This is a genomic window from Mitsuaria chitosanitabida ATCC BAA-476 = NBRC 102408, from assembly GCF_001598255.1.
Classification (GTDB): Bacteria; Pseudomonadota; Gammaproteobacteria; order Burkholderiales; family Burkholderiaceae_C; genus Roseateles; species Roseateles chitosanitabidus.
This window is the reverse complement of sequence record NZ_BCYP01000039.1, coordinates 33,631-46,268: the sequence shown is the minus strand read 5'-3', so window position 1 is coordinate 46,268 and position 12,638 is coordinate 33,631. Positions and strand designations below refer to the sequence as shown.

General features: G+C 70.7%; 9 protein-coding genes. 5 read left to right on the top strand and 4 right to left on the bottom strand.

Annotation, left to right across the window (positions count from 1 at the left end; all coding sequences use genetic code 11):
* The first annotated feature begins 43 nt into the window (after positions 1-43).
* The 3 genes from murU to MCHT01_RS23195 all read left to right on the top strand — a co-directional run bounded on the left by murU (position 44) and on the right by MCHT01_RS23195 (position 2,533).
* Entirely contained in the window at positions 44-736 is a 693-nt protein-coding gene (gene murU, locus MCHT01_RS23205; RefSeq protein ID WP_067069409.1) for an N-acetylmuramate alpha-1-phosphate uridylyltransferase MurU, read from the top strand.
* 147 nt (positions 737-883) lie between these two features.
* On the top strand, positions 884-2,086 hold the full coding sequence (locus tag MCHT01_RS23200; protein WP_067069406.1) for an ATP-binding protein: 1,203 nt from the start codon (positions 884-886) through the stop codon (positions 2,084-2,086).
* Between the two features lie 75 nt (positions 2,087-2,161).
* Entirely contained in the window at positions 2,162-2,533 is a 372-nt protein-coding gene (locus tag MCHT01_RS23195) for a VOC family protein (protein WP_067069403.1), read from the top strand.
* Positions 2,534-2,563: 30 nt separating this feature from the next.
* Here the strand turns inward: MCHT01_RS23195 and MCHT01_RS23190 are convergent, their stop codons facing one another.
* The 4 genes from MCHT01_RS23190 to MCHT01_RS23175 form a co-directional block, all read right to left on the bottom strand.
* Positions 2,564-3,697, bottom strand: a complete 1,134-nt coding sequence (locus MCHT01_RS23190; RefSeq protein ID WP_067069401.1) for a YbdK family carboxylate-amine ligase — start codon at positions 3,695-3,697, stop codon at positions 2,564-2,566.
* Positions 3,694-4,935 carry a cation:proton antiporter gene (locus MCHT01_RS23185; protein WP_245643594.1) on the bottom strand — a complete coding sequence of 414 codons (1,242 nt, stop codon included), beginning with the start codon at positions 4,933-4,935 and terminating at the stop codon, positions 3,694-3,696. Before MCHT01_RS23185 ends, MCHT01_RS23190 begins: the two co-directional genes overlap by 4 nt.
* A gap of 315 nt (positions 4,936-5,250) precedes the next feature.
* A complete protein-coding gene (locus MCHT01_RS23180) occupies positions 5,251-8,523 on the bottom strand; it encodes a ligand-binding sensor domain-containing diguanylate cyclase (RefSeq protein WP_067069396.1) in 3,273 nt (1,090 codons plus the stop codon).
* Positions 8,524-8,788: 265 nt separating this feature from the next.
* Positions 8,789-9,772, bottom strand: a complete 984-nt coding sequence (locus MCHT01_RS23175; protein WP_067069394.1) for a potassium channel beta subunit family protein — start codon at positions 9,770-9,772, stop codon at positions 8,789-8,791.
* Between the two features lie 303 nt (positions 9,773-10,075).
* On the opposite strand from MCHT01_RS23175, the gene MCHT01_RS23170 reads away from it, so the two are divergent.
* Together MCHT01_RS23170 and MCHT01_RS23165 are read left to right on the top strand one after the other, a co-directional pair.
* A complete protein-coding gene (locus tag MCHT01_RS23170; RefSeq protein WP_084453271.1) occupies positions 10,076-11,362 on the top strand; it encodes an FAD-dependent monooxygenase in 1,287 nt (428 codons plus the stop codon).
* Positions 11,257-12,573: an MFS transporter gene (locus tag MCHT01_RS23165; RefSeq protein WP_067069653.1), complete on the top strand. Its 1,317-nt coding sequence runs from the start codon at positions 11,257-11,259 to the stop codon at positions 12,571-12,573. Before MCHT01_RS23170 ends, MCHT01_RS23165 begins: the two co-directional genes overlap by 106 nt.
* The last annotated feature ends 65 nt before the right edge of the window (positions 12,574-12,638 follow it).

Genomic DNA, 12,638 nt, shown 5'->3' with positions numbered 1-12,638 from the left:
TTGGCGGACCTAAACTGCCGGTCCTTATCTCAGGACCTGATTGATGCGAGCCATGATCCTCGCGGCCGGGCGCGGCGAGCGCATGCGGCCGTTGACCGACCACACGCCCAAGCCGCTGCTGAAGGTGCGCGGCAAGCCGCTGATCGAGTGGCACATCGAGGCCTTCGCGCGCGCCGGGGTCCGGGACATCGTGATCAACACGGCCTGGCTGCACGAGCAGTTCGAGGCGACGCTGGGCGATGGATCGCGCTTCGGCGTGCGGCTGCATTACAGCCACGAGGGCGAGCGATTCGGCCAGGCGCTGGAGACGGGCGGCGGCATCGCGACCGCGCTGGATTTGCTGTGCGCCGACGGCGACGACGCGTTCTGGGCGGTCTCGGCGGACATCTTCATGCCGGAGTTCGTGTTCGATATGGCGCAGGCGAAGACCTTCGCCGAGAGCGCGCTGCTGGCGCATCTGTGGTTCGTGCCCAAGCAGCCGCGGCATCCGGCCGGGGATTTCGGGATCGACGCCGAGGGCTTCGCGACCCTCGATGGCGACAAGCAGGTCTACAGCAACATCGGGCTGTACAAGCGCGCGTTCTTCGACGGCGTGAAGCCGGGCGTGCATGAGCGCATCCGGGTGGCGCTGGATCGTGCGATCGCAGCCCGCGCGGTCAGCGCGGAGATCTACGAAGGGCCCTGGGTGAACGTGGGGTCGGTGGACCAGCTGGAGGAGCTCAACGCGGTGCGTTGAGGCCGGGTGCGGCAAGGCCTGACCCCTTTGGGGAAGGCCACACCCCCTTCGCTCCCCTTGATGGTGGGGCAGCACTTTGAGTCATGGATCCGCCGAGCGATCGGCTGCACGATGGCCTTCTCTTTCGACCTTGTCTGGAGAAGTCCCGTGGAGATCTTTCATCGCACCTCGCTGGCGGAAGAGCTGGCGACCTTCGTCCTCGATGACCGTCTGGCACCGGCCAGCTCCGGCCTCTTTCTCTCCGCACGCCGTCGAACCGGGAAGTCGACCTTCCTCCGCTACGACCTCGAACCCGAGCTGCTGAGGCGTGACGCCATCGTCATCTATGCCGACCTGTGGAAGGAGCGGGCAAAGGATCCGGCCCTCGTGATCACGCAGGCCATCCGCGCGGAGCTGGAGAGGCACGACGGTGTGGTCGTGCGCCTCGCCCGGCTGTCCGGCTTGGAGCGGGTCGCCGTGGGAGGGCTGGCCTTCTCCATGGACCGGGTGGGCTTGGGCGGCGACGTGTTTCTTGCCGACGCCTTGGCGGCGCTGTCCGACGAGACGCGACGCATGATCGTGCTGATCATCGACGAGGCGCATCACGCGCAAGCCACGCCGCAGGGCATCGACGTGATGTACGCGCTCAAGGCCGCGCGGGACCAGCTCAACATGGGCCCGCATCACGGCTTGCGGATCGTGGCCACGGGATCGAGTCGCGACAAGCTGGCGGTGCTCGTGGACTGGAAGGACCAGGCCTTCTTCTGCGCGCCCATGCAGGAGTTCCCGCCGCTGGGCGTCGACTACCTGGACTGGATCTGCGGCCTGGCCCCGGCATCGGCCGCGTTGACCGTCGACGGGCTGGCGCCGATCTTCGAGCGTGCCGGCCATCGACCGGAGTGGATGCACGCCGGCCTGATGGCACTGGAGCGTCGCAAGGACTGGACGCCGGGCCATGCACATGAGGTGTTCGCCCAGGTGGTCGAGGCGAGGGCAAGGGCGCGTGTCCACAACCTGCTGGGCCAGGTGGGGCTGCTCAGCCCGCTGGAGTCGGCCGTGTTGCGCGTGATGGCCGCGCAAGGTCAGAACTTCGTGCCCTTCTGGACCCGGACGATGGAGACCTATCGGATGGTCATCGAGGTCGACGATGGCAACGCCAGCGCGGAAGCCATCGACTTGGCGAGCGTGCGCCAGGCGCTGGAGACGCTGAAGGACAAGGGATTCCTCTGGCGCTCCGTCCACGGCTCCTACGCGCTCGAGGAGTTCGGCATCAAGGAAGCGCTGGAGGAGGGCGGGCTGCTCACCGAATCGACGAGGCGGGTCACGCGGATGGGGCGCCAACCGGCGCTCAGCGCCGGCGCGATCGAATGAGGTGACAGGCCGGCTGACGAGGGCTCATGGCCTCTATGCTGCGAGGCCCCGCATCCTCGACCTGAAAGGCAGCTGATGAGCAATCTCCGCGTCTCGGAACTTCGCGCGTTCGTCCCCGCGACGGACTTCGAGCGGTCCAGGCAGTTCTATCAGGACTTCGGTTTCACGATGGACTGGTCCGAGGGCGAACTCGCGTACTTCCACTTCGACGATCAAGTCTGCTTCCTGCTGCAGGACTTCAATCAACCGTCGTTCGCCTCCAACTTCATGATGCACATGGTGGTCGAGGACGTGGACGCCTGGCGTCAGCGGGTCGTGGACAGCGGCATCGCCGAGAAGTACGGCGTGCGCGTCACCGAGATCGAGTCGCAGCCCTGGGGCATGCGGGACTTCCTCGTCTTCGATCCCTCCGGCGTGCTGTGGCGGATCGGCGCGGACGAGGCGTGACGCCGGGCGTTCACGGCCCGGCGCCCGCGCTCAGCGCGACGCGGCCGGACGGCCCGCCCAGCGCTCGCATTGCTGGCGCACCAGCTCGTTGAGCAGCTGCTCCCGCTCCACCACGCCGCGCGCCCAGGTCGCGTCGTTGCCCTGCCAGCGCATCTCCTCGCGGACGAAACGCAGCGCCGGCTCGGCCCGCAACGCCACCGCGTGCGGCTCCAGCGCGTGCAGCGTGACGTTCAGGTCCTCGCGCAGGCTGCGGTGCTCCCCCGTCTTGGGATCGACGAAGGTCCCGTCGAGGCCGAAGCGGCAGGCCTGGAAGCGGTTGAAGGTGTAGGGCAGATAGTCGTCCTCGGCCAGCGCGAAGGGCTGGTCGTGCGAGATCCAGCGCGCCAGGCACTGGATCAGCGCCGCGAGCGCGGAGGCCTTCTCGATCGTCAGCGGCGTGTCCAGCACGCGGACCTCGATGGTCCCGTACTCCGGCTTGGGGCGGATGTCCCAGTAGAAGTCCTTCATGCTCTTCACGACGCCGGTGTGCGTCATCTTCTCGAAGAACACCAGGAAGTCGTCCCAGGTCAGCACGAAGGGCGCGCGCCCCGACAGCGGGAAGGCGAACACCGAGTTCAGCCGCGCCGAATGGAAGCCCGTGTCGTTACCCTGCACATAGGGCGAGGACGCCGACAGCGCGATCAGATGCGGGATGAAGCGCGACAGGCCGTGCAGCAGGCGCAGCGCGTGGTCCGGGCCTTCGCAGCCGATGTGCACGTGCTGGCCGAACACGGTGAACTGCTTGCTCAGGTAGCCGTACAGGCCGGAGATCTCCTGGAAGCGGGGCTTGTCGAAGATGCGCTGCTTGCTCCAGTGCTGGTACGGGTGGGTGCCGCCGCCCGACAGGCCCAGGTTGAGCTTGTCGGCCGAGCGCACCAGCGCGTCGCGCGTGATGGTCAGCTGCTCCAGCACCTGCTCGTAGCTCGTGCACACGTTGGTGCAGAGCTCGATCATGCTGTCGGTGATCTCGGGCGTCACGTCGCCGGGCACGGTCTCGCCGGCCATCAGGCGCAGCAGGTCCTTGGAGCCCGGCATCAGGTCGTAGTCGTTGCGGTTGACGATCTGGAGCTCCAGCTCCACGCCCATCGTCAGCGGCTTCGAGGTGGCAAAGGCTTCCAGACTCATCGCTTGGCCTCCCGTGCCGGCGTTTCATGCGGTTGATGCTCGCCCGCGAGGCGCAAGCCCCATTGCACGGCGATCGGCCCGATCAGCTCCATCAATGCGATCGTGGACAGGATGACCGGCGCCAGCTGCGCCGCGATGGCGGGGTGGTGCGCCTGCATCTCGGAGAACAGCACCAGCATCGTGCCCGACACCGGGCTCAGGCAGACCGCCAGCGCGATGCCCTGGCGCGCGTCGATGCCGCTGATGCGGGCCGTGCCGACCAGCGCCAGCGACTTGGCCAGCAGGCGCAGTAGCAGCAGCGCCAGGGCCAGCACCGCGCCCGAGGCCAGCGCCTGCAGCGTCCACGCGGAACCGACCGCGACGAACAGCATCAGCACCAGCACCCCGCCGGCGGTGCCGAAGTGGCGCGGCCAGACCCAGGGACGCTCGGTCGTGTTGCGCAGGATCATGCCGGCCAGCAGCGGCACCAGCAGCGTCGACAGGTTGAGCACGCGGGCGGTGCTCAGCGCCACCAGCACCAGGCCCAGCAGCATCAGCACCGAGTTCTCGTTGCGCAGGTCCAGGCGCCGCATCAGCCACGCGGTCAGACGCGCCAGCAGGAAGGCCACGATGATCGAGCCGATGAACGCGTACAGCGGCTGCGCGACGGCTTCCAGCCAGTCGCCTTTCGTGTCCAGCTGCAGCCAGCCCAGCAGCAGCTTGTGCGCGAGCACGCCGTAGATCGTGTTGAGCGAGGCCATCGCCAGCATGCGCTCGCTGACCTGTCCGGCCGCGCGCAGCTCGGCGCCGACGCGCCCGATCACCGCCGCGCTGGCCGCGGTGGTCAGCACCGCGCAGCTGATGGCGAGCAGCGGGCTCACGCCCAGCAGCGTCAGGCCGTAGCCGACGGCGACGAAGCTCAGCGTGGCCTCGGCCGCGCTCGCGGCCAGCAGGGCCTTGTTGTGACGCAGCCAGCGCAGGTTCACGCGCGAGCCCATCTCGAACAGCAGCAGCGCCAGCGCCAGGTCCACCACCAGACGCAGCCGCGCGTCGAGCGCGCCGTTGGCGAAGATGCCGTGGCCCATCGCGGCCAGCACCATGCCGATCACGCTGTAGCCGACGACGCGGGGCAGGCCCAGGCGACGGTTGACGAACTCGCCGAGCAGGCCGGCGGCCACCATCGTGAGCGAGGCCCAGAACAGCCAGTCGGGCCGCGGAGGCCAGGCGCTGAACTGCAGGAAGGTCGCAAGGTCGTTCATCAAAACGGAGGTTCTCCTCGGTTCGTGGACGGCGGGCCATTCTAGGCCGCAGGTCCTTCGGGTTTTGTGCGGGTCGCGCTCCGCGTCGGCAGTCTTTACCGATCGATCAGATGCGTTCAGGCATGGGACGCGCAAGAAATGCCGCCGTCATGTCCATGACGGACAGATCCATCGGCTCCCAGGGCGCTCCCTCCTTGCGCCAGCGGTGCCGTGCGACGTCTCTCCGGTCTCGCGCATGGCAAACGGCGGTACCGGGGGCGGCGTCCCGCGGGACCCACGGGCAAGGCCCGGTGCCGTCGAGTGTGCACCGCAGGGTCAGTTCATGCCGTCCGGCGCGGGGTTCGACAGCGACGCGGAGCGCACGGTCGTCAGCTCGCCACCGGCCAGCCAGTCGGCCAGCGGCTCGCCGGCATGGCGGCGCAGGTCGAGCTCGTCACCGCGCGCCGCCTCGAGGATGCCTTGCCAGCCGTTGCGGCCGCCGCGCTTGACCGCGTACAGCGCCTCGTCGGCCAGGCCGACGACGGTGGCCCAGTCCAGCGCGCGCGGATGCGCCGGCGACAGCGGGAAGGCCGCGAAGCCGACCGAGCAGGTGACCTCGATGCGACGGCCGTCGCCCAGGTCGAAGGGGCGCTCGCAGACGCGCGTGCGAGCCCGCTCGGCCAGCTCGGCCGCATGGTCGCGCGAGGTGTCGCGCGCCACGATCAGGAACTCCTCGCCGCCCCAGCGCACCAGATAGTCGGCCTCGCGGAACACCTCGGCCAGACGCTCGCGCATCTGCGCCAGCACCGCGTCGCCGGCCGCGTGGCCGAGGCGGTCGTTCAGCGCCTTGAAGTGGTCCAGGTCGAGCAGGAAGAAGATCAGGTCGGCGTCGTCGGGCACCGGGGCGCCGGTGGCGCGCGTCTGCTCGTGACGGCGCACCGAGAGCGCCACGTCCGCGTCGATGTGCTGCGTCACGAAGCGCCGGTTGCGCAAGCCGGTCAGCGGGTCCGACAGGCTGGATTCCTCCAGCGCCGCGGTCTTCACGCGCAGGTCGGCCGACACGCGCTCCAGCTCCGCGGTGCGCGCGCGCACCTTGAGCTCCAGCGCCAGCTGCGAGCGTCGCAGGTAGGAGGTTCGCATCGCCACCAGCAGGTAGACCAGCCCGATCACCGCCGCGCCGCCCAGCGTGCGCGCCCACCAGGTCTGCCACCAGTCGGGCAGCACCCGCACCGGGATGCTCAGCTCCAGCGGGCTCCACACGCCGTTGCGGTTGGTGCCGCGCACGCGCAGCACGTAATGGCCCGGGTCCAGGTTGGAGTAGCCCGCCACGCGCAGCGTCGCGTCGGTGCTGATCCACACCGGATCGAAGCCCTCGAGCCGGTAGGCGTAGCGGTTGCGCTCGGGCTCGCTGTAGTCGAGCGCGGCGAACTCCAGGCTGAAGCTGCGGTTGTGCGCGTCCAGCGTCAGCCCCTGCTCGGGCAGCCGGCCGGCGGCCAGGCGCTGGCCGTCGACGCGCAGCTCCGACACCGCCAGCGGCGGCTGGTAGGCCCAGGGCTCGAAGCGCTCCGGCGCGACCACCAGCACGCCCTTGCTGCCGCCGAACAGCAGCCGCCCGTCCTGGGTCTTGAGGTAGGCGCGGAACCAGCCGGTGCCGATGTCGACGCCGTCCGCGTTGGTCAGTTCGTAGTAGCTGTCGCGGCGCGGGTCGTAGACGAAGTCCTGCGTCCAGATGCGGCCGTCGCGGTCCTCGAGCAGGTTGGCGCCGAAGGCGCGGCCGATCACGCCGTGGCGCTCGCTGATGCGCTCGAACTCCGCTTCCTTGCCGTCCCAGCGCGTCAGGCGGTGCAGCCCGGACGCGGTGTCTATCCACAGCCGCCGCTGGGTGTCCACCAGCAGGCCGACGATGGAGTGGTGGCTCATGTCGTGGCCCGGACGGGCGCGGGCGGCGATCAGCTCCTTGGCGTCGGGGTCGAGGCGGTACAGCCCCTTCTCGGTGCCCACCCACAGGCCGCCGTCCTCGGTCTCGGACAGCGCGTTGACGTCGCCGGTCAGCGGCACGCCGCCCTGTTGGGTCAGCCGCGTGGGCAGCGCGGCGCCGGGGTCGAGCCGGTAGAGCCCGTCCTGGGTGCCGATCCACAGGATGCCGTCGCGGCCCGCGAGCAGCCGCCGCGCGCGCCCGGCGCCGGCCTGGATCACGCGCAGCAGGTGGCGGTCGCGGGTGTACTGGTGCAGGCCGCCGTCGCTGCCCAGCCAGATGGTCCCGTCCTTCATCTGGACGAGGCTGGAGATGCGGCCGCCCGACAGTCCGCCGCGCTGGCCCGGCGAGGGCCTCAGCACGGCGATGGAATGCAGGCGCTCGTCGAGGATGGTGACGCCGCTCTCGTTGCTGCCCAGCCAGATCTCCCCAGTGTCGAGCTGCACCATCGCGCGGGTGCTGGGATCGATCAGCTGCGGCTGGGTGCCGGGGTCGCGGCCGCGGATCCAGGTGCTGGTGTTGGTCGGGTCGTGGCGCTGCAGGCCGCCGCCGTAGCCGCCGGTCCAGATCCAGCCGGCACGGTCGCGCAGCAGCGCGCGCACCTCGTTGCCGCCCAGGCTGGCCCGATTCAGCGGGTCGTGCTTCATCGCGCGCAGCAGCTCGCCGTCCTCGACGCGGCGCAGCTCCACGCCGCCGTTGCGACCCAGCCAGAGGTGTTCCTTGTCGAGCGCGACGACGCTGTTCACCGAGCCGTTGACCGCGTCCTGCGCGCGCTCGACGAAGGTGCCGGCGCCGGTCTTCGGATCGACGATGACCAGATCGCCCTGCTGGGTGCCGGCCCAGATGCGGCCGTCGGGCGCCTCGAACAGGCTCAGCACGATGCGGCCGGCCAGGCCGGTCTGGCCCGGCGTGGAGAACACGGGCTCGAAGCGCTCCGACCCCGCGCGCTTGCGCGACAGCCCCTGCCAGGTGCCGGCCCAGAGCGTGCCCTCGTGGTCGACCACCAGGGCCTGCACCCGGTCGTCGGGCAGGCTGCCGGGCTGGGCGTCGTGGCGGAAATGCTGGAAGCGGCCGTCGACCGGGTCGTAGCGGTCCAGGCCGTGGCCGATGGTGCCGATCCAGAGCTTGCCTTCGCTGTCCTCGGCCAGCGCGCGGATGGTGCCGGCGGCGACCGCGCCGCGCGGTTGCTGCGGGCTGGCGTCGGAGCGGAACAGCGACAGCTTCTCGCTGGCCGGGTCGTAGGCCGCGAGGCCGTCGGCCTCGGTGCCGATCCAGATGCGGCCGTCGCGGGCCACCAGCAGGCAACGGATGAAGCCCAGGCTTCGGGCGGAGCGCACGCCGTTCTCCAGCGGCGCGCCGGGCAGGCGGAAGTGGTAGCCGTCGAAGCGCACCAGGCCCGCGCCGGTGCCGATCCACAGGAAGCCGGCGCGGTCCTGCGCCAGCGCGGAGATCACGTTGAGCGGGACGGGCGCGTCGATGCCGACGGTCTCGAAGCGGGGTTCGGCCAGTGCTTGCGCGGCGCGTTCCTCGCCGGGCGACAGGGGCGCGGCAAGGCTCCGCGTCACGGGACCGAAGGCCAGCGCGACGACGGTGCACAGGACAGGCAGAAGGGAAACGGCACGTCGTCGCAGCATCGCGGCGCATGCTAGCCCGGCACGCCCCTGAAATGCGGCGCAGGCGCGACAGGCACGCCCCTTTGATGGGGGGCTTCGGGGGCGGTCTGCGGACAAACCCGTAGGAGCGCTCGAAGACCCTCACCCCAGCCCTCTCCCGCAAGCGGGCGAGGGGGGGTCTGGCGCGGGGCCTGTTCACTCCCTCTCCCGCGGGGCGGGAGAGGGCAGGGGAGAGGGTGGGAGGGTGGCAGTACCCGAGCCGAAGAGGGTCAGGCCTTGCCCCTCCTCATTTCGCCAGCGGCAAGGTGATCGCGTCGATCTTCGCCACGATCTCCGGCGTCAGCTTGGGCGTGACGGCGAGCGCGCCGAGGTTGTCCTGCAGCTGCGACAGCTTGCTCGCGCCCAGGATCACGGTGGACACGCGCGGATTCCGGTTGATCCACGCGATCGCCAATTGCGCCAGCGTGCAGCCCAGCGCCTTCGCGATGGCGTCCAACTGCCCGACCGCCGCGTTGCGCGCCGGATCCTGAAGCTGCTCGCGGATCCAGGACATGCTCTCCAGCGCGCCGCGGCTGCCGGCCGGGATGCCGTCGCGGTACTTGCCGGTCAGCAGGCCCGAGGCCAGCGGGCTCCAGGTCGTCAGGCCCAGGCCGGTCTCGTCGTACAGGCGGGCGTACTCCTGCTCCACGCGCTGGCGGTGGAAGAGGTGGTACTGCGGCTGCTCCATCACCGGCTTGTGCAGGTGGTGGCGCTCGGCGATCTCCCAGGCGGCGCGGATGTCGGCGGCGCTCCACTCGCTGGTGCCCCAGTACAGCGCCTTGCCCTGCGTGATGATGTCGCTCATCGCCCGCACGGTCTCCTCGATCGGGGTGTGCGGATCCGGGCGGTGGCAGTAGATCAGGTCGATGAAGTCCAGCTGCATCCGCCGCAGCGAGCCGTCGATCGCCTGCATCAGGTACTTGCGGTTCAGCGTGTCCTTGCGGTTGACGGTGGTGTTGCTCTCGCGGCTCAGGCCCCAGAAGAACTTGGTCGAGACGATGTAGTCCAGGCGGTTCCACTTCAGCGCCTTGAAGGCCTGGCCCATCACCACCTCGCTCTCGCCCTGGGCATAGACCTCGGCGTTGTCGAAGAAGTTGACGCCGGCGTCGAAGGCGGCGGCCAGCATCTCGGTGGCCGACCGGGTGTCGACCTGGTTGTGATACGTGACCCAGGAGCCCAGGGACAGCTCGGACACTTGCAGGCCGCTGCGGCCCAGTCGACGGTATTGCATGGGGAATCCTCTCTGTGCGGCGCTCTGCGCGATGCGGGTTCTGCGGACAGCGCGCGAGGGTAACGGACTCGCCTGCGCGCGTCTGTCTCCGGCGGGAAAAGCCCCGGCTCGGCGCGCCGGCTTGCGCGTCCGCCCCGCCCCGCCTCGGCACTGTCCGGTCCGGTCAAGCGCGCGCCACGGCGCGGGGCGCTCCGCGACGCGCGGGGATGCGCGTCCGGAGGGGCCGGCGCTATAGTGCCCGTGCCGGCCGCCCGACGCGGCCGGTCGCCGTTCCAGGGTCCATCGCCCGATCGCCCCACCGCCATGTCCCAGCCTCACGATTCCGGTCCGCTCGCCGGTCACGCCCATGCGCCGACCCCTGGCGCCTCGTCCCCCGTCTTCGATGCCGCCGCCCCGGCGCTGCGCCTGGCGGTGATCGGCGCGGGACCGGCCGGACTCGCGCTGGCCCTGCTGGCCGCGCGCTACCTGCCGCGGGCGCAGATCAGTCTCTTCGACGCCCGTCCGCTCGAGCGCGACGTCTCCGGCGATCCGCGCACCCTGGCGCTGTCGCTGGGCAGCGTGCAGCTGCTGCAGCGCCTGCGGGTGTGGCCCGCGACGCAGGCCCAGGCGATCCGTGAAGTCCATGTGAGCCAGGCGCCCCCGACCTTGTCGGGCGCCTGGTTCGGCGATTCGGGCGAGCCCGAGGTCAGCATCTCCGCCACCGAGCAGCGCGTCCCGCAACTGGGCGCGGTGCTCGCCTACGGCCAGCTCGTCGCCCCGCTTCAGGCCGCCTGGCAGCAGGCCTCCGCGCGTGAGCCGCGGCGGCTGATCAGCCGCTTCGGCCAGCCGGTCGATGGCATCAAGCAGGACCGGCCCGACGAGATCGAGGTCGACGCCGGCATCGTCGAGCGCTACGACCTGGCGGTGGTCGCCGAGGGCGGCGTGTTCTCCGACCAGGCCCGCAAGGCGGTGACCCACGACTACCAACAGAACGCCTGGGTGGGCACGGTGACGCTGTCGCCGACCAGCCCGGCCGGCGTCGCCTATGAGCGCTTCACCCGCCGCGGGCCGCTGGCGCTGCTGCCGCTGCCCGACCGCGACGGCCAGCGCCGCGCCGCGCTGGTCTGGTGCCAGCCGCAGGGCGAGGACGAGGTGGCCGAGCTCGACGACGCGCAGCGTCTGGCCGTGATCCAGCACCACTTGCCCGCCCGCGTCGGCCCGCTGCTGGGGATCTCCCCGCTGAAGTGCTTCCCGCTGGGCCTGAACGCCGAGCGCACCCTGGTCGAGGGCCGCCGCATCCGCATCGGCAACGCCGCGCAGACGCTGCACCCGGTGGCGGGACAGGGCCTGAACCTGGGCCTGCGCGACGCCTTCGCGCTGGTCGACGCGCTGCGCCGCGACCCGGGGATCGATGCCGCGCTGCGCCGCGTCGAATGGCAGCGCGCGCCGGACCGCTGGACCACCATCGTCACCACCGACTTCCTCGCCCGCACCTTCGCCTGGCGCTGGCCGGGCCTGCCGGCCGCGCGCGGCCTGGGCCTGGCCGCGCTGCAGGCGCTGCCGCCGCTCAAGCGCGCGCTGGCGGGGCAGATGATGTTCGGCCGGCGCTGATGTCCGCGTCCCCGACGGACCACGCCCGGCCGGGCACGCCGGCCTATCGCCGCATCACCTTCGCGCTGTTCCTGGCGGGCTTCACCACCTTCTCGCTGCTCTACAGCGTGCAGCCGCTGCTGCCCTTGTTCGCCGCCGAGTTCCACGTCGGCGCCGCCGCGAGCGCCTTGTCGCTGTCGCTGGCCACCGGCGCGCTGGCCTTCGCCATCCTCTGCGCGGGCGCGCTGTCGGAGAGCATGGATCGGCGCCGGCTGATGTTCGGCTCGATGGCGATGGCGGCGCTGCTCAACCTGATCGCCTCCGTGGTGCCGAGCTGGCACGCGATGCTCCTGGCGCGCGCGGTCGAGGGCCTCGTGCTGGGCGGCGTGCCGGCTGTCGCGATGGCCTACCTGGCCGAGGAGATCGATGCCGGCGGCCTGGGCCGCGCGATGGGGCAGTACGTCGGCGGCACGGCCTTCGGCGGGATGATGGGCCGCGTCGGCGTGAGCCTGCTCAGCGATCACTTCGGCTGGCGACCGGCGCTGTTCATCGTCAGCGTGATCGGCCTGGCGGCGGCCGCGGGCTTCTGGTTCCTGCTGCCGCCGTCCAGGCATTTCGTGCGGCGCACCGGGGTGAAGTTCTCGGAGCACGTGGCCGTGTGGCGCGGGCACCTGACGCATCGCTCGCTGCCGCTGCTGTTCGCGATGGGCTTCCTGATGATGGGCATGTTCGTCGCGGTCTACAACTACGCCGGCTTCCGGCTGATGAAGCCGCCGTTCTCGCTGAGCCAGAGTGCCATCGGCCTGATCTTCTGCGCCTACCTGTTCGGGATCGTGGCCTCGGCCACGGCGGGGACGCTGTCGGACCGCTTCGGTCGCGCGCCGGCGCTGCTGTCGGGCATCGCGCTGGCGATCAGCGGCGTGCTGCTGAGCCTGTCGACCTGGCTGCCCGCGGTGATCCTGGGGATCGTGCTGCTGACCATCGGATTCTTCGTGGCGCACTCGGTGAGCAGCGCCTGGGTCGGCGCGCTGGGCGGGCGCAGCAAGGGCCACGCGGCCTCGCTCTACCTGCTCGCGTACTACGTCGGCTCGAGCACCTTGGGTGCGATGGGCGGCTGGTTCTGGGACCACAGCGGCTGGGCCGCGCTGGCCGGCTATGCGTTGACGCTGCTGGCCGTCGCGGCGGCGGCGGCGTGGACGCTGCGCGCGCGCCAGTCCATGCAGGTGAATTGACGCAAGAACAGGTCATTTCGGATCCGCTCGCGATTTGAAGAATCCGGCGTCTCACGACTCGCGAG

What these genes read in the sequence shown, in the direction of transcription:
- MCHT01_RS23180 (WP_067069396.1), bottom strand. Translation starts at nt 8,523, where the DNA reads ATGCTGCGACGACGTGCCGTTTCCCTTCTGCCTGTCCTGTGCACCGTC.
- MCHT01_RS23195 (WP_067069403.1), top strand. Translation starts at nt 2,162, where the DNA reads ATGAGCAATCTCCGCGTCTCGGAACTTCGCGCGTTCGTCCCCGCGACG.
- MCHT01_RS23170 (WP_084453271.1), top strand. Translation starts at nt 10,076, where the DNA reads ATGTCCCAGCCTCACGATTCCGGTCCGCTCGCCGGTCACGCCCATGCG.
- murU (WP_067069409.1), top strand. Translation starts at nt 44, where the DNA reads ATGCGAGCCATGATCCTCGCGGCCGGGCGCGGCGAGCGCATGCGGCCG.
- MCHT01_RS23185 (WP_245643594.1), bottom strand. Translation starts at nt 4,935, where the DNA reads ATGAACGACCTTGCGACCTTCCTGCAGTTCAGCGCCTGGCCTCCGCGG.
- MCHT01_RS23190 (WP_067069401.1), bottom strand. Translation starts at nt 3,697, where the DNA reads ATGAGTCTGGAAGCCTTTGCCACCTCGAAGCCGCTGACGATGGGCGTG.
- MCHT01_RS23175 (WP_067069394.1), bottom strand. Translation starts at nt 9,772, where the DNA reads ATGCAATACCGTCGACTGGGCCGCAGCGGCCTGCAAGTGTCCGAGCTG.